Annotated in this window: 14 protein-coding genes; 10 read left to right on the top strand and 4 right to left on the bottom strand. The window is 65.5% G+C overall.

The annotated features are described in order from the left end of the window. Nucleotides 1–271 precede the first annotated feature (271 nt). Entirely contained in the window at nucleotides 272–1,501 is a 1,230-nt protein-coding gene (locus KW832_RS10400) for a nucleoside recognition domain-containing protein (protein WP_218299847.1), read from the bottom strand. 232 nt (nucleotides 1,502–1,733) lie between these two features. Here KW832_RS10400 and KW832_RS10395 point away from each other — a divergent pair, with 232 nt between their 5' ends. The 7 genes from KW832_RS10395 (at nucleotide 1,734) to KW832_RS10365 (ending at nucleotide 7,886) form a co-directional block, all read left to right on the top strand. Then, a complete protein-coding gene (locus KW832_RS10395) occupies nucleotides 1,734–2,447 on the top strand; it encodes a YebC/PmpR family DNA-binding transcriptional regulator (RefSeq protein ID WP_055396756.1) in 714 nt (237 codons plus the stop codon). Nucleotides 2,448–2,514: 67 nt separating this feature from the next. Continuing rightward, a complete protein-coding gene (locus KW832_RS10390) occupies nucleotides 2,515–2,808 on the top strand; it encodes a J domain-containing protein (protein ID WP_055396708.1) in 294 nt (97 codons plus the stop codon). Then, nucleotides 2,805–3,383 carry a hypothetical protein gene (locus KW832_RS10385; RefSeq protein WP_121420332.1) on the top strand — a complete coding sequence of 193 codons (579 nt, stop codon included), beginning with the start codon at nucleotides 2,805–2,807 and terminating at the stop codon, nucleotides 3,381–3,383. Before KW832_RS10390 ends, KW832_RS10385 begins: the two co-directional genes overlap by 4 nt. A gap of 5 nt (nucleotides 3,384–3,388) precedes the next feature. Next, complete coding sequence (locus KW832_RS10380; protein WP_121420331.1) at nucleotides 3,389–4,153, top strand: hypothetical protein; 765 nt, start codon at nucleotides 3,389–3,391, stop codon at nucleotides 4,151–4,153. A 171-nt stretch (nucleotides 4,154–4,324) separates the two neighbouring features. Next, on the top strand, nucleotides 4,325–5,617 hold the full coding sequence (locus KW832_RS10375) for a hypothetical protein (RefSeq protein WP_218299846.1): 1,293 nt from the start codon (nucleotides 4,325–4,327) through the stop codon (nucleotides 5,615–5,617). Nucleotides 5,618–5,941: 324 nt separating this feature from the next. Further along, nucleotides 5,942–7,141 (top strand): GGDEF domain-containing protein, encoded by a 1,200-nt coding sequence (locus tag KW832_RS10370; protein ID WP_218299845.1) that lies wholly within the window; start codon nucleotides 5,942–5,944, stop codon nucleotides 7,139–7,141. A 115-nt stretch (nucleotides 7,142–7,256) separates the two neighbouring features. After that, the gene (locus KW832_RS10365; protein ID WP_218299844.1) at nucleotides 7,257–7,886 is read left to right on the top strand and encodes a DUF1569 domain-containing protein; all 630 of its coding nucleotides are present in this window, start codon (nucleotides 7,257–7,259) and stop codon (nucleotides 7,884–7,886) included. Between the two features lie 140 nt (nucleotides 7,887–8,026). On the opposite strand, the gene KW832_RS10360 is transcribed toward KW832_RS10365, so the two are convergent. After that, on the bottom strand, nucleotides 8,027–8,704 hold the full coding sequence (locus KW832_RS10360; protein WP_218299843.1) for a hypothetical protein: 678 nt from the start codon (nucleotides 8,702–8,704) through the stop codon (nucleotides 8,027–8,029). Nucleotides 8,705–8,836: 132 nt separating this feature from the next. Between KW832_RS10360 and KW832_RS10355 the strand changes: the two genes are divergently transcribed. Genes KW832_RS10355 through KW832_RS10345 form a run of 3 tightly spaced genes read left to right on the top strand, consistent with a single transcriptional unit; the run spans nucleotide 8,837 to nucleotide 13,807 of the window. Further along, on the top strand, nucleotides 8,837–9,904 hold the full coding sequence (locus KW832_RS10355) for an HlyD family secretion protein (protein WP_218299842.1): 1,068 nt from the start codon (nucleotides 8,837–8,839) through the stop codon (nucleotides 9,902–9,904). Then, the gene (rbbA, locus tag KW832_RS10350) at nucleotides 9,901–12,672 is read left to right on the top strand and encodes a ribosome-associated ATPase/putative transporter RbbA (protein WP_218299841.1); all 2,772 of its coding nucleotides are present in this window, start codon (nucleotides 9,901–9,903) and stop codon (nucleotides 12,670–12,672) included. Before KW832_RS10355 ends, rbbA begins: the two co-directional genes overlap by 4 nt. A gap of 1 nt (nucleotide 12,673) precedes the next feature. Beyond that, on the top strand, nucleotides 12,674–13,807 hold the full coding sequence (locus KW832_RS10345; protein ID WP_142146232.1) for an ABC transporter permease: 1,134 nt from the start codon (nucleotides 12,674–12,676) through the stop codon (nucleotides 13,805–13,807). Between the two features lie 40 nt (nucleotides 13,808–13,847). Here KW832_RS10345 and KW832_RS10340 read toward each other — a convergent pair whose 3' ends face one another. Beyond that, complete coding sequence (locus KW832_RS10340) at nucleotides 13,848–14,681, bottom strand: hypothetical protein (RefSeq protein ID WP_218299840.1); 834 nt, start codon at nucleotides 14,679–14,681, stop codon at nucleotides 13,848–13,850. Between the two features lie 105 nt (nucleotides 14,682–14,786). Then, nucleotides 14,787–16,070, bottom strand: coding sequence for an amidohydrolase family protein (locus KW832_RS10335; protein WP_218299839.1), 1,284 nt, complete (start codon nucleotides 16,068–16,070; stop codon nucleotides 14,787–14,789). Nucleotides 16,071–16,165 lie beyond the last annotated feature (95 nt).

Raw genomic sequence — 16,165 nt, 5'->3', positions numbered from 1 at the left:
GATCGCTGCCGTGGCGCCGCTTGCGCGCCCATGAGGCAGAGCATAGGTACCGCCTCAGTCGCCCGCATGGTGGAAACCACCAATTGGCTTTGGATGGTCCGTGCAAGCCACCCCGAAGTCTTTGGGGTCAGTGGTGCGCTCAGGGGCAACCCCCGGTGGGAGCGTCGGAATGGCCCCAGTAAGAAGGAATTGGGTGGGAGCAAGCTGCTATTCAATTTGTAGCTAATAGCGTTTGATGGATAAGCGATAGGGCCATTTTTCTTCAATATCTTTAACCAAAAAACCGATAGCACACCACAACGGCCGCCACCACCCCCGCCAGTTCGGCCAACAGCGCGCAGCCCACCGCGTGCCGCGCACGCTGAATGCCCACCGCCCCAAAGTACACGGCCAGTACATAAAAGGTGGTCTCGGTACTGCCCTGAATGGTGGCTGCAGCCAGCGCCGCAAAGCTGTCCACCCCTTGCGTCTGCATGGTCTCGATCAGCATGGCGCGCGCAGCGCTGCCTGAAAACGGCTTGACCAGCGCAGTGGGCAGGGCGTCCACAAACCGGGTGTCTGCACCCAGCACCTGCACGCACCAGCGGATGCCATCGAGCACATAGCCCAGCGCCCCCGATGCACGGAATACCCCCACGGCACACAGCATCGCCACCAGATAGGGCAGCAGGCCCTTGGCCACGTCAAAACCTTCGCGCGCGCCCTCGATGAAGGCTTCGTACACGGGCACCTTGCGCCACGCGCCGATGCCGACGAACAGGACAATCAGCGCAAACAGCGTGAGGTTGCCCAGCAAGGACGACAACTGGGCCAGCGCGGCGGCGCTCAAGGTGGTCAGCAGCGCCATGAAGCCGCTCAGAACCAGTGCGACGGGCAGCAGATAGGCCAGCACCACGGGGCTCCACAGCGGCAGGCGCTGCACCACTGCCACGCTGAGCAGGCCCACCAGCGTGGACGCTGATGTGGCCAGCAGAATGGGCAAAAAAACCAGCGTCGGGTCGGGCGCTCCCTGCTGCATGCGGTACATGAAGATCGTCACCGGCAGCAGCGTGAGCGAAGAGGCGTTGAGCACCAGGAACAGGATCTGCGCGTTGGTGGCGGTGTCGGGCTCGGGGTTCAGCTCCTGCAGGGCTTTCATCGCCTTCAGGCCCATGGGGGTGGCCGCGTTGTCCAGCCCCAGGGCGTTGGCGGCAAAGTTCATCGTGATCAGCCCCAGCGAGGGGTGGCCGCGCGGCACCTCGGGCATGAGCTTGGCAAACAGCGGTGCCAGCCAGCGCGCCAGGGCGTCCACAATGCCCGCCTTTTCGGCAATGCGCAAGAAACCCAGCCACAGCGTGAGCGTGCCAAACAGCAGCACCATTACCTCGACCGACAGCTTGGCCATCTGGAACAGGGCCTGCACCATCGACGAAAAGATCTCGGCATTGCCGCCCACCAGCCACTGGGCCAGTGCGGCCACGGCAGCGGTCAGAAAAAAGCCCAGCCACAAGGTGTTGAGCATCAGTGGTCCTGAATGACGGGGAAGCGAAGGGCCTGCATGGTGGTGAGGTTACCTGCCCCCAGGCTGGGCGCTGGCTTGGGCGTGGCGGCAAGGCAACGGGTGGCTCGGTGGTACCCTATAGGGTTCGGTTCCAACCTGCACAGGGGCTTATTTCGGGCTTTTGGTGCTCGAATGGGCCTCCATCACATCGACAGGCGCCCTGGCGCGCCACAACTCCAAGAAAGACATCACCATGGGCGCGCAGTGGAAAGCAAAAGGCAAGGCACAGGTGGCCGACGCCAAGGGCAAGCTGTTTGGCAAGCTGGTCAAGGAAATCACCGTGGCCGCGCGCGGCGGTGCCGACCCGGCCAGCAATGCGCGCCTGCGCCTGGTGGTAGAGCAGGCCCGCAAGGCCTCGATGCCCAAAGATACGCTGGAGCGTGCCATCAAAAAGGGCTCGGGCACCGGTGCTGATGCCGTGAACTACGAGCGCGTGATCTACGAAGGCTTTGCGCCCCACCAGGTCGCCGTGATGGTCGAATGCCTGACCGACAACGTCAACCGCACCGCGCCCGAAATGCGCGTGCTGTTCCGCAAGGGCCAGCTGGGCACCTCGGGCTCGGTGGCCTGGGACTTCAACCATGTCGGCATGATCGAGGCCGAGCCCGCCAACCCCGACGCCGACCCCGAATTGGCCGCCATCGAAGCCGGTGCACAAGATTTTGAAGCAGGCGACGAAGAAGGCACCACCACCTTCTGGACCGACCCCACCGACCTCGATCTGGTGAGCCGTGCGCTGCCCGCCCACGGCTTCAATGTGCTGTCGGTCAAGCTGGGCTACAAGCCCAAAAACCCGGTAAACCCCGCCAACCTGACCGCCGAACAGCTCGAAGAGGTGGAGAACTTCCTGGCCGCCATCGATTCCAACGACGACGTGCAGAACGTGTTTGTGAGCCTGGGCGGCTGATGGTGGTGGCCCGCTGGCCTGGTCGCCGGTGCCAGTTTCATCCCGCCCCCGCTCCATTGAATCATCCATGACCGCAGACCACTACGCCGCCCTCGGGCTTGCGGCCAACGCATCGCTGGCCGACATCAAGAAAGCCTTTCGCCAGAAGGCGTCGTTCTACCACCCGGACCGCAACGACGCCCCCGACGCTGCCCAGCGCTTTCAGGCTGTGCAAAAAGCCTATGAAGTGCTGTCGGACGACACCGCCCGCCAGGCCTACGACGACAACCGCCGCCGCAACCTGCTGGACGACCCGCTGCACACTGCCCAAGAGATCTGGCAAGCCTATTCCACGCGCATTTTGACAACGACCACTCCGTGAAACTTTCCCCTTATTTTTATGACCTGCGCTCTGCCTACCAGGCCGAGCTGGACGACCTGGTTTCCGACTCCGAAGGCAAGGATGTGCTGCGCAAGCGGCTGGCCGAAAAGCGCAACGAGATTGCCTTTCTGGTCCAGATGATGGAGTTGGCCCCCGAAATGGTGGCCGTGGTGTTCCACCAGGGTTTTCGCTTCACCAAGCCGGCTGTGGTGGAACACCTGCTGAGCCTGCCGGTGGACGAACTGCCCGACTGGCACAGCCTCTCGCCTGCCATCGCGCTGGAGCCCTGGGCCAGCAGCCTGGCGCAAACCGTGCTGCGCGAACCGCAGGGCGCCCGCTTCATGGCTGTGGCTGCAGGGCTGGAATACCTGCAGCAGCACGCCCGCCTGGCGCACCATGCGGCCTCGTCGGCCGAGGGGGACAGCGATGCCGATGACGGTGAAGACGCCGCAGAGCATGATGACGACTACAACGCACTGAGCGCCGATGACGCTGCGGACCCACAAAACAGCCGCAGCCGCGAAGAGGCCAGCTCCAACTGGCTGGCCGACGCGGGTTTTGACCGCAAGGAGTGACGACCATGAGCAGCAACAACCAACACCTCGCCCTTATCACCAAGACCACTAGCCTGATCGCGGCTGGCGACATCGTGGGCGCCGAATCGGCCTTGTCGGAGCTGGCGGATGCTGAGGGCGACAACGCCTTGATGGTGGTGCTGGACCAGCTGGCCCCCAAGGACATTCTGGCCGTGATGCGCGAGTACGACGAGTCCAAGGCCTCTGTGGTCAACATGCTGGTGACGCCTGAGCAGTTCGCGCGCGCCATGGTGCTTGAAAAGCAGTACAAGGACCTCACCCACACGCACCTGCGCAGCATGGTCAACGCGGTCATCTTCCGCGACGATGCCGACCCGGTGGAGTTTCTTACTGCCATTGGCGACCTGGACGGTGGCGCCGAGGCCTTGGCCAACTACTTTGCCGAAAAGTGGAGCCGCATCGAAGCCTTTGCCCGCACCGGCACGTTTGACGCGGTGGAAGACTATGGCCCCACGCTGACCGACGACGAGCTGCTCGCCTCGGGCTATGTGCAGCCGCGCATCGATCTGGACGAGGTGGCCGACCGCGACTGGATGCAGATGGCCTGGCTGCTGCGCTACGAGTGCCGCGACCTGTTCATCGAAACCTTGCTGGTGCTGCGCGCCAAGGCACGTGCCTTTGACTTGGGCCTGGAAGAGGGCGACGAATCACCCGCCGAGGAAGACGACGGCAAATTCGAGACCAGCGAGACGGATCGCGGCAAGGCCACGCCCGCCGCACGTACGTCGGATGAGGAATCGGCGATTTAGAGAACAACCCCCCTGAGGCGCGTAGCGCCTTCCCCCTTCTCTCGAATGGCTGCGCCATTCGGGACGGGGGACACCGCCCTCGCTGCGGGGCGGCCCTTGCTCGGCGGTCCTGGCCTGGGGCCGCGCCAGTTGCCGGGCCCGTGAGCAACACCTAGCGCGATGGATACCCACATGACCCTGCCCGATACGCCTTCCCCTGATGCCCATCCGGTTGCAGTCGCGAACACCCTGCAACTGCACGACGCCCGCCCGTTCTTTGAAAAGGCGCTGGCCTATGGCGTCCAGCATGGCGTGATTGGTGCCGACAAGCTGGCCGCCATCAATGCCGATGCGCCCAAGGGCATGGTGCAGATTGCCCGCTACTTTGGCAGCGAGTTTTTGCGGCCCGAGCTGGAGAAGGCGCGTGACCGCATGGTCAACCTCATCAGCCTGTACCTGCTCGATACCACCGGGGGCGACCTGCACCAGGCCGCCATCTCGCTGCGCGACCATTCGTTGCTGTCGCGCTCCAAGGGCGGCTCAGACATGCTCAAGCGCCTGATTGGCATGCCCGAGAGCAGCAACTTTGGCATGGCGGGCTATGCCGATGCCGAGACCCCGCTGCTGGCCGTGTGGTCACTGCGCAGCCATGCTGACTACCGGGCTGAGCTGGCGCGCCGCACGCAGATTGCGCAGGCCATCCATGCCGCCCAGTGGCTGGCCGAGCAGTTCGACCTGGACCCGGACGAGCTCGAAGCTGCGGGTGCCGATGCTGAAGCCGTCATCCGCACCGGCCTGCTCATGCTGGCCCTGGCGCCCAGGTCCATGGATCTGGGCGAATGGCCGAACACCGTCGCGTTCGAAAAAATGCTGATGGCACAGCGCAAGAAGAAGCTGGCGCCGCCTTCACAGCTGCTCCTGCCCCCCGGTTTGCCTGCTGAACTGCGCGAGGTGGTGTTGGCGCACTGCGCCAGTGTGCTGGCCGACCTGCCGAGGCTGCTGGATTCCGCCACACTGGTGCGTGCGCTGCTGCGCCCCACCGGCGCTTTCCGCGCGCGCTACTTTCTGCTGGACGACCCGCTGGCCGAGGTGGACAACTTCCACCGCAGCCTGGATGCGCTGGAGGAGGGCGAGGAACCCCCGCTGCCCGCCAGCAAGACCTGGACAAAAACCACCCAGGGCAACGATGACGAGCATTCGCTGCTCACGCTGTTCCTGTGCCTGGCTGCGGGTGTGCCCAAGAAAACCCTGCTGACCGAAAAGACCGCCGCCAGCCTGGTGCGCAAACTGCGCAAATCCGGCCTGCAGCCCGCGTTGGCCACCGAGTTCATCCGCACCCACGCGCCCGGTGTGCACCAGCAGGACTACATCGCGCTGTGGACCAGCTTTGTGCAGGACGCAGAAAAAACCTTGCTCAGCGACATGGACTACCAGATGCACGATGCCCTGGCCCTGCTGCGCCGGGAATGCAATGTGGTGGGCTAGGAGGCTGCGCGGCAGAAGAAACATCGGCTGCAACGCGCGATAAACCGGTCTCGCGCGGTACCACCTCCTGCGCCCAGGGGCCCACCCTGGGCTTGTCGGTAGCACCACGCGATCCTCGGTTTTCGCAGGTCTCGCTTCGATGCCTTCTTCCGCGCAGCCTCCTAGCCGCGAACGGCACGCTGCGGGCTTGGCGCCGTCATCCACCCTATTTATCCCATTTGCACCAGGCGGCACCTTTACACAGGTCAAGGAAAGGTGCCGCGCAGCGCGGTGCCCGGCGGCGGTCCGGTTAACATTCCAGCCGCCCGCCAGCCCGCCATCAAAGTGCACAGCCCCACACTCCTCATCATTGCAGCGCTTCTGACTGCGCTCGTCACCACGGTGTTGTATGCCGTGTGGTCGTTCAACCGGAACATCCCCGGCCTGCGCCTGTGGATGGTGTCGTTCCTGCTGGGATCGGTGTTCAGCGTGAGTCTGCTGGTGCGGGACTGGTTTCCCGAGGTGGTTGCGGTGGTGATCTCGCAAGGTTCGGTGTCGCTGGCAGCCTACCTGTGCCTGATGGCCAGCCGCATGTACATGGGGCGACGCCCGTTTTCTCATTGGTATGCGGTCCTGGGTATCGGGGCCCTGATGGTCGCGTCGGTGTATTTCACCGTGGTGCAGCCCCATCTGGGCATGCGGTTTGTTTTTGTGGGGCTGGGTGCGGGCATCTGCTTTTTGCTCACGGCGCGCACGATGGCCGATGGTGGCGTGCGCCGCGTGCCCGCGCGCTACCTGTTTGCGTTGGTGGCGGGTCTGCATGGCCTGTTTTTGTTGCTGCGTCCGGCACTGTTCAAGCTCGCTCCCGTTGCGCCCGGCGGCTTGCCAGACGCAGGACTGGTGGCTCTGGTATCGCAGTTTGTTCTGCTGGAGGCCATTGTGGCCGTGGTGTTGCTGGGGTTTGGTGCGCTGATGCTGGCCAACGAGTTCATCACCAGCGAGCTGCGGCACCTGGCCGAGATGGACCCGCTGACCAACGTGTTCAACCGCCGCGCGTTTCTCACGCTGCTGGACAAGGCCATCAGTGCCGCCCAGCGCACCGGGACGGCTGTGCCCGTGCTGGTGATGGACCTGGACCACTTCAAGAACATCAACGACACCTGGGGTCACCGGGCGGGTGACGATGTGCTGCGCCATTTTGTGATGCTGGCCCACCGTTGCCTGCGCAAGGAAGACGTGATGGGGCGCCTGGGGGGCGAAGAGTTCGCCATCTTCCTGCCCAACGCGAGCGCCGCTGGCGCCCTGGCCGTGGCTGAACGCCTGCGCGCGCTGGTCGAAGCCCAGCCAGTTGCCACGGGCCCGCAGTCCATCCCGCTGACCGTGAGTGTGGGCGTCACCCTGTGTGCCCACGGCGACGCGGCGGGCGCTGCGCTGCAGCGCGCCGACGAGGCCATGTACCTGGCCAAGGAGCGCGGCCGCAATCGCGTGGAAGTGTCTGAAAAAATCTTGGGCACTCCGGTGGCGCCAGCAGCGACTGCTGCTTGAGCCGCCGTACGCGCCGCCTGTGTCGGCTGCCCGACCTTCGCTGCGCCGCTGCAGCATTTGCTGGCGGCAAAATGGCGGGCACCCCTTCGGCCCACAACAACCTGACCACCATCCCATGGCAATCAATCCCCACGGCAGCAATCCGGGCGCCCCGTTCGATGTGTCGCCTACCCCACCCGCTGCACCGCGCAGGGCGTTCCTCCGATCGGGTACGGGGCTGACCACCCTGGGTGTGGTGGCGGTCTCTGGTGCTGGTTATCTGCTTTACCGGCCCGGAAACGATCGGCAACTCGTCTTTGGCACCCTGGCGGGCGCCATGCAAGAGGTAGAACGCCTTGCAGGCGCGGCGGTCCAGCCGCTGGCACCCGCCACGGCCTGGAACTGGTCGCAGACGCTGGAGCACTGCGCACAGAGCATCGAGTTCTCGCTGCAGGGTTTTCCGGCCCCCAAGTCGGCGCTGTTCCAGAACACGCTGGGTGCAGCAGCTTTCAACGTGTTTGCCCTGCGCGGCCGCATGAGCCACAACCTGGCAGAACCCATTCCCGGCGCGCCCGCGCTGGATGCGTCCACGCCCGACGCGTCAGCGGCCCTGGCCCGGCTGCGCAAGGCCGTGCAGGACTTTGCCGCCCATGCCGGGCCGCTGCAGCCGCACTTTGCCTACGGGGCGTTGAGCCGCGCGCAGTACGAGCAGGCGCACGCCATGCACCTGGCCAATCACCTGTCGGCTTTTGATGTGCGGGGCTGAGTGGAGGGCTGGTGCAACGCGTGCGGTGTGGGCCGCGGAATTCAACCCTGACTGAGATTGTTTGCTGCAAATAATATAGCTACTAGCGCTTGTTTAATAAGTGCCGGAGCCATTTTTCTTAACATTTTCTGATTGTCAGATCAGCCCAGATCGTCAAAGTCCCACTGGGCGCACAGCGCCTCAAAGCGATCGCCGTCCAGGGCGCTCAGGAACAAGCCCGGCTCTGCAAGCGCCCCTTCGGCATGCAGATACCACACCAGCGCCTGCGGCCCCACGGTGAAGATGCGCAGCCCCGCTACATCCACCACGGCCTGCGCCTGCATGGCGTGAAGCAGCGCTGCCAGGTCCCCCTGCGTTGAGAACCCATGGCATGCGCGCATGCCGTAGAACGGGTAGCCACCCTGGGCCATCTGGTAGTAGGCGATGGTGTGCAAAAACGCATCCAGGCCCACGTCTTCCTCGTGCCAGTCGGGAGCGTCCAGGTCGGTGGTTTGCCATACCCTCTGCTGCGCATCGGTGGCCCACCAGCACACGGCCTGGTTTTCTTCCAGAAACAGCAGCTTGTCGCCCAGGCACTCCAAATCCTGCAGCGGCGCAAACCGCTGAAAACCGGCCATCAAATCGGCACGCCTGCCCACGGCGGCGTAGTAAGCGTGCAGGGCAGGGGGCACCTGGCACCCCAGGCGATGGCTTGCGGCAGCGAGTTCATCTTCCGGCAGCCCGTCTTCGGCGCTGACAGGACGGCCCAGCAGCCAGGCGAGAGTATCGGAAAGGGGCGGGGGGTGAAGGCGGTCATGGGTTTCGGTTGTGAGAGCCACGCGCGGCCGGTGCAGGCCGGATGTTGGGGGGACGATTGATGCAGGTCAAGAGAGGGCGTGCTGCAGCTTGGGGCAACGTTGAGTGCAAAGCTACCATCCCCCGATGGGCCCATGTGCCCACAAGGATGGACCATGAGCAAGCAATGGAAGATCGCCGCGGCCCTGGCCGTGGTGCTGCTGGGGGGATGGCTGCTGCTGCGCTGGGCGCCCTGGCAGGCCCAGGGGCCAGGCCCGGGTTTTGTGAGCGGCAACGGCCGCATCGAGGCCACCGAGATCGCCGTGGCCACCAAGCTGGCGGGCCGGGTGCTGGAGGTGCTGGTGGCCGAGGGCGACTTTGTAAAAGCCGGTCAACCCCTGGCCCGGATGCAGATCGACGGCCTGCAGGCCCAGCGCGAAGAGGCCGTGGCCCGGCTGCAGCAGGCGCAGCTGGCCATCAGCAGCGCCCAGGTGCAGGTGGCCCAGCGCGAAAGCGACTACCAGGCCGCGCTGGCCGTGGTGGCCCAGCGCGAGAGCGACCTCGACACTGCCCGCCGCCGTCTGCCGCGCTCTGAGCAGCTGGCGCGCGAAGGCTTTTTCTCCAGCCAGTTGCTCGACGATGACCGCGCCAAGGTGCGCAGCCAGCAGGCCGCTGTGACCGCTGCCAAAGCACAGGCCAAGGCCGCACAGGCGGGTATTGGCGCGTCCCGGACGCAGGTGACCAGTGCCGAGGCCAACGTGCGCGCGCTTCAGGCCACGCTCGCGCGGATCGATGTGGAGCTGGCCGACAGTGAACTCAAGGCCCCGCGCGATGGCCGTGTGCAGTTCCGCGTGGTGCAGCCCGGCGAGGTGGTGGGCGCGGGCGCACGGGTGCTGCAGCTGGTGGACCTGAGCGACGTGTACATGATCTTCTTTTTGCCAGAGACCGTGGCGGGTCGCGTGGCGCTGGGCAGCGAGGTGCGCATCGTGCTCGATGCTGCGCCGGGCTTTGTGATTCCTGCAGAAGTCTCGTTTGTCGCCAGCACCGCGCAGTTCACCCCCAAGACGGTGGAGACCGCCAGCGAGCGCCAGAAGCTCATGTTCCGCGTGCGGGCCCAGATCGACAAGGCGCTGCTGCTGCGCCACCAGGACCAGGTCAAGACCGGCCTGCCCGGCGTGGCCTGGCTGCGGGTAGACCCCGCAGTGGAATGGCCCGCTAATCTCGCTGTCAAGGCCGGCCAGTGAACCTCCCCGGCAGCGCGGCACCCGTGGCCCGCCTGCGTGGCGTGGGCCAGCGCTACGGGCGCACGGTGGCGCTCGCAGACATCGATTTGGAAGTGGCCGCGGGCCGCATGGTGGGCCTGATCGGGCCGGATGGCGTGGGCAAGTCCAGCCTGCTGGCGCTGGTGGCGGGCGCACGCGCGGTGCAGCAGGGCACCGTGGAGGTGCTGGGCGGCAACATGGCCCACAGCCGCCACCGCAGCCGGGTGTGCCCCCGCATCGCCTACATGCCCCAGGGCCTGGGCAAGAACCTGTACCCCACGCTGTCGGTGGAAGAGAACCTGCAGTTTTTTGGCCGCCTGTTCGGGCACGACGCGGCCGAGCGGCGCCGCCGCATTGACGAGCTCACGCGCAGCACGGGGCTATATCCTTTTCTGGCAAGGCCTGCAGGCAAGCTCTCGGGCGGCATGAAGCAAAAGCTGGCCCTGTGCTGCGCGCTCATCCACGACCCCGACCTGCTCATCCTGGACGAGCCCACCACCGGCGTGGATCCGTTGGCGCGCGCGCAGTTCTGGGACCTGATCGGCCGCATCCGCGCCGCGCGGCCGGGCATGAGCGTGATCGTGGCCACGGCCTACATGGAAGAGGCTCAGCGTTTTGAATGGCTGGTGGCCATGGACGAAGGGCGCATTCTGGCCACCGGTACGCCTGCCGAGCTGATGGCCCGCACCGGGCATGATGCGCTGGAGCAGGCCTTTGTGGCCCTGCTGCCCGAGGCCAAGCGCCGGGGCCACCGGGCGGTGCAGATTCCGCCGCTGGACCGGTCGCAGGCGGATGACGCCGCCAATGTGGCCATCGAGGCGCGCGACCTCACCATGCGGTTTGGCGACTTTGTGGCGGTGGACCATGTGAGCTTTCGCATCCAGCGCGGCGAGATTTTTGGCTTTCTGGGCAGCAATGGCTGCGGCAAGTCCACCACCATGAAGATGCTCACCGGCCTGCTGCCCGCCAGCGAAGGCCAGGCCTGGCTGTTTGGCCAGCCGGTGGACCCCAAGGACATGGCCACACGGCGGCGCGTGGGCTACATGTCGCAGGCGTTCTCGCTGTACAGCGAGCTGTCGGTGGAGCAGAACCTGGTGCTGCATGCCCGCCTGTTCCACGTGCCCGAGGTCGAGGTGCCCGCGTGCGTGGCGGCCATGCTGGAGCGCTTTGACCTGCAGGCCGTGCGCAGTTCGTTGCCCATGAAGCTGCCGTTGGGCATGCGCCAGCGCCTGTCGCTGGCCGTGGCCATGGTGCACCAGCCCGAGCTGCTGATTCTGGACGAGCCCACATCGGGTGTGGACCCCATGGCGCGCGACAACTTCTGGCGCCTGATGGTGGAGCTGGCGCGGCGCGACAAGGTCACCATCTTCATCTCCACCCACTTCATGAACGAGGCCGAGCGCTGCGACCGCATCTCGCTGATGCACGCGGGGCGGGTGCTGGAGAGCGCGGCGCCGCAGGAGATCGTGGCCAAGCGGGGTGCGGCCACCTTGGAAGAGGCCTTCATTGGCTACCTGGAAGACGCTGCTGGCACCGCGCCGGCCCAGGAACCTGCTGCGGCTACGGCACCGCCCACCCCATCACCTGGGCACGCACCCAACGCCCCCACCTGGCCCACTCGACTGCGCCAGAGCCTGGCCCGCATCCACAGCACCCAGTGGCGCGAAGCGCTGGAGCTGCGCCGCGACCCGGTGCGGGGCGCCATGGCGCTGTTGGGCTCGCTGATCCTGATGTTCGTGATGGGCTACGGCATCAGCATGGACGTGGAGAACCTGCGCTTTGCCGTGCTGGACCGCGACCAGACCGCGCTGAGTCGTGCCTACACGCTGAACCTGGCAGGCTCGCGCTACTTCACCGAGCAGCCGCCGATCACCACCTATGCCGAGCTGGATGCACGCATGCGATCCGCCGAGATATCGCTGGCGCTGGAGATCCCGCCCGGCTTTGCACGCGATGTGGCACGCGGCCAGCCGGTGCAGATCGGCGCCTGGGTGGACGGGGCCATGCCGCAGCGTGCCGAAACCGTCATCGGCTACGCCCAGGGCCTGCACCAGCAATGGCTGGTGGAGCAAAGCCGCAGCCGCACGGGCGTTGTGCCCCGGGGCCTGCTGGAGGTGGAGCCGCGCTACCGCTACAACCCCGACGTGCGCAGCTTGCCGTCCATGGTGCCTGCCGTGATCCCGCTGCTGTTGCTGATGCTGCCCGCCATGCTCACGGCCCTGGCTGTGGTGCGCGAGAAGGAGCTGGGCTCCATCATCAACCTGTATGTCACGCCGACCACACGCACCGAATTCATGCTGGGCAAGCAGCTGCCCTATGTGCTGCTGGCGCTGTTCAACTTTGGCCTGATGTGCCTGGCGGCCGTGACGGTGTTTGGCGTGCCGATGACCGGAAGTTTTGCCACGTTGACATTGGCCGCCGTGGTGTTCAGCCTGTGCTCCACGGGCATGGGCCTGCTGGCCTCCACCGTCACGCGCAGCCAGATTGCGGCGATGTTCTTTGCCATGGTGGGCACGATTATTCCGGCCGTGCAGTTTGCGGGGCTCATCAACCCCGTGTCGTCCATGACGGGCTTTGCGCGCTGGTTCGGAGAGGCCTACCCGGCCAGCCACATGTTCACCATCAGCCGGGGCGTGTTCAACAAGGCGCTGGGCCTGCAGGATTTGCAGGCCGAGTTCTGGCCCATGCTGGTGGCGGTGCCCATCATCATCGGCACCGCCATTGCGCTCCTCAAAAAGCAGGAGACCTGACATGGCACTGCGTGGCCGGTGGTCGAACATATTTCGGTTAGGCATCAAGGAGCTATGGAGCCTGTGGCGCGACCCGGCCATGCTGTTCCTCATCGTCTACACCACCACGCTGGCGGTGTATTCGGCGGGCATGGCGCAGCCTGAGACGCTGTACCACGTGCCCATTGCCATCGTGGACGAGGACGACTCGGCGCTGTCCCGGCGCATCGCCACGGCGTTTTATGCGCCCCAGTTCACACGCCCCGCCATGATCAGCATGCGCGAGGTAGACCCGTTGCTGGATGCTGGCCGCTTCACGCTGGTGCTGCATATTCCCGCCCATTTCCAGCGCGACGTGCTGGCGGGCCGGGTGCCGCAGGTGCAGCTCAACATCGACGCCACGCGCATGGGGCAGGCGTTTGCGGCCAATGGGGCGGTGCAGCAGATTGTGCAGCTGGAAGTGGCGGAGTTCGTGCAGCGCGACCGCACCGTGGCCGAGCAGCCCATCGAGCTGACGGTGCGCTCGCGCTTCAACCCGGCGCTCAACCCTGCGTGGTTTGGGTCGCTGATGGAGTTGATCAACATTGTGACCATGCTCTCCATCATCCTCACCGGCGCCGCGCTGATCCGCGAACGCGAGCATGGCACAGTGGAGCACCTGCTGGTCATGCCTGTCACCCCGGGCGAGATCATGCTGGCCAAGGTCTGGGCCATGGCGCTGGTGGTGCTGGTCGCTACCTGGGTGTCGCTCACGGCGGTGATCCGCTGGGCGATTGGCGTGCCCATCGAGGGCTCGGTGCCGCTGTTTCTGCTGGGGGCCACGTTGCATCTGTTCGCCACCACGTCCATGGGCATCTTCATGGCCACGGTGGCGCGCAGCATGCCGCAGTTCGGGCTGCTGATGGTGCTGGTCATGATGCCGCTGGAGATGCTGTCCGGCGGCATGACGCCCCGCGAGAGCATGCCCTTGTGGGTGCAGTACGTGATGGCGCTGGCGCCCACCACGCACTTCACCGAACTGGCCCAGGCCATCCTCTACCGGGGCGCGGGCTGGGCGGTGGTGTGGCCGTCGCTGGTGTGGCTGCTGGGCATTGGGGCGGTACTGTTCAGCCTGGCGCTGGCGCGGTTTCGCAAGACGATTGCGCGCATGGCATGAGTGCACCAGCGCTTCCTGTGTCCCACACCGGGCGAGAGTTTCAGGGCTTGGTGTCGAATTCTTTCAGGGGCAGATTGAAGCTGCCCCTTCGGTCTCCGGTGACTGAGAACACGCGGGTGCTTCCTGACAGGTTCTTGCCACTGGTCTGGGTAAATATCACGCGGTATTTGCCTTCGTCCACGCGGTCCAGTGTGTAGCCTCCGCGGGGCGACAAGTAGGCCTGCCTCAGCGGGGAACAGGGGTTGGCATCCGCTGCGCACAGGCGCACCCATAGTCCTTCATCGCCGGGATTGTTTAGCGTGATCAGGGTGTCCCCACCAGCGGCCAGGTAAGGTTGGCCGAGTAAGCGGCCACTGGATTTGGGCCATTCGCCTCGCCGGTTATCTGGTGATTTGCCATGAGGGTAGGGCAGGGTGTGCTTGACGACAGGCCCCTTCGATGGCTGTGCTGAATGCTGCGGGAAACTGGGCCCCCCATAGCGTTGGGGGGCTCCCCACAGGGCATAGCCCATCAGCACATAAAGCAGCGTGGCCATTGCCAGCAAAGCCATGGCACCGTAGCTGCTGGTATTGATCCAGGGCTTGCGTGGATAGGTGAACGCATCCAGCAGTTCGCCGACGGCATCTCGGCCGGTGATGGCGCGCACCAGCCAGAACAAAGCGGCAGCGCCCCACAGGCCCGCCAGCAGCCAGGGCCTGGCCAACTCGTTGTAGATACCCATCAAGACGAGCTTGGGCATCATGAAAATCAGATCCGCAAGGCTTGCTTCCGCCCTGGCAGTGGCGCTGAATGTCAGCGCCGCAATGAAGAGGAGGAGTTGTTTGTGCATGGCGAAAGCGACCAAGGGGTTCAGGCGCTGGAGGTGGTGCAGCACGAGATGATCATTCCCCGCTGGAGTGTCCCGATGGTAGCCGTCTGGCACGCTGGGTCACCCGAGGTCGTGGCGTTCGGCGTCGAGGCATGCGAACTGCGACAGACCTCAAGAGCTGCCCGTTGAAATGAAATTTGTACTGCTTGGCCGCCCTGGCAGGCGCAACTGTGCCACCGGCGCTGGGCTGCTCGCTACCCGCTGGCCGCGCCGCCACACCTCCAGCCGCGCAGCGCGCAGGCGGATGGCCTCCACCGGGTTGCGCGCGTGCAGCAACACAAAGTCGGCGTGGCAGCCGGGCGCAATGCCGTAACCCTCCAGCCCCAGCAGACGCGCGGGGTTCACCGTCACCGCGTCAAAACACTGCCGCATCGCAGCCTGGCTGGTCATCTGCCCCACGTGCAGGCCCATGTGCGCGGCCTCCAGCATGTCGGCGCTGCCGCCGCTGTACCAGGGGTCCAGCACGCAGTCGTGGCCAAACGCGACCGTGAGGCCTGCGGCCATCAGCTCGGGCACGCGGGTCATGCCCCGGCGCTTGGGGTAGGTGTCGTGGCGGCCCTGCAAGGTGATGTTGATGAGCGGGTTGGCCACCACGCCCAGATCGGCCTCGGCCATCAGGGGGACGAGCTTGCTCACGTAGTAGTTGTCCATGCTGTGCATGGAGGTGAGGTGCGAGCCGGTCACCCGGCCGTGCAGGCCCAGGCGCTGGGTTTCAAAGGCGAGGGTTTCGACGTGGCGCGAGTGCGGGTCGTCGGATTCGTCGCAGTGCATGTCCACGCGCTTGCCGCGGTCGGCGGCCAGCTCGCAGAGGATCTTCACGCTCTCGGCCCCCTGGGCCATGGTGCGCTCGAAGTGCGGAATGCCGCCCACCACGTCCACGCCCATATCCAGAGCCCGTTTCAGGTTGTCGAGCCCGCCGGGGGCGCGGAGCACGCCGTCTTGCGGGAAAGCCACCAACTGCAAATCCAGGTAGGGCGCCACGCGCTGTTTCACATCCAGCAGGGCCTGCACGGGCAGCAGGCTGGGGTGGCTGGTGTCCACATGGCTGCGGATGGCCAGCAGCCCGCGCGCCACGGCCATGTCGCAGTACTGCAGCGCGCGCTGCACGATGGCCTCGTGCGTCAGCGTGGGCTTGAGTTCGCCCCACAGCGCAATGCCTTCCAGCAGCGTACCGCTCTCGTTCACGCGCGGCTGGCCGTAGCTCAGGGTCGAATCCATGTGGAAATGCGCATCCACAAACGGTGGGCTCACCAGCAGGCCACCGGCATCTACCGTCTCATGCGCGGGCGCTTGCAGGCCCTCGGTCACTTCGGCAATGCGGCCGTCCTGCACGGCGATGGACATGTTCTGGCGGCCATCGGGCAGGGTGGCGTGGGTGATGAGCAGGTCGAGCATGGCGTGGGCGGTTCAGGTCGTAGTGTCGGGTTTTTTCAAGACGTGAGCGGGCTCTGTGCCTAAGCTCTGGGTCTCGCTTTGCGCATCAACGTTTT

Origin of the sequence: Acidovorax sp. sif0632 (genome assembly GCF_019218805.1) — a bacterium.
GTDB classification, from domain to species: Bacteria; Pseudomonadota; Gammaproteobacteria; order Burkholderiales; family Burkholderiaceae_C; genus Acidovorax; species Acidovorax facilis.
This window is presented reverse-complemented; position numbering and strand designations above follow the sequence as displayed.

Bases quoted from the DNA above. Each gene is read 5' to 3' on its own strand.
- KW832_RS10390 (WP_055396708.1), top strand. From the start codon at position 2,515: ATGACCGCAGACCACTACGCCGCCCTCGGGCTTGCGGCCAACGCATCG.
- KW832_RS10380 (WP_121420331.1), top strand. From the start codon at position 3,389: ATGAGCAGCAACAACCAACACCTCGCCCTTATCACCAAGACCACTAGC.
- KW832_RS10355 (WP_218299842.1), top strand. From the start codon at position 8,837: ATGAGCAAGCAATGGAAGATCGCCGCGGCCCTGGCCGTGGTGCTGCTG.
- KW832_RS10345 (WP_142146232.1), top strand. From the start codon at position 12,674: ATGGCACTGCGTGGCCGGTGGTCGAACATATTTCGGTTAGGCATCAAG.
- KW832_RS10375 (WP_218299846.1), top strand. From the start codon at position 4,325: ATGACCCTGCCCGATACGCCTTCCCCTGATGCCCATCCGGTTGCAGTC.
- KW832_RS10395 (WP_055396756.1), top strand. From the start codon at position 1,734: ATGGGCGCGCAGTGGAAAGCAAAAGGCAAGGCACAGGTGGCCGACGCC.
- KW832_RS10365 (WP_218299844.1), top strand. From the start codon at position 7,257: ATGGCAATCAATCCCCACGGCAGCAATCCGGGCGCCCCGTTCGATGTG.
- KW832_RS10335 (WP_218299839.1), bottom strand. From the start codon at position 16,070: ATGCTCGACCTGCTCATCACCCACGCCACCCTGCCCGATGGCCGCCAG.
- KW832_RS10400 (WP_218299847.1), bottom strand. From the start codon at position 1,501: ATGCTCAACACCTTGTGGCTGGGCTTTTTTCTGACCGCTGCCGTGGCC.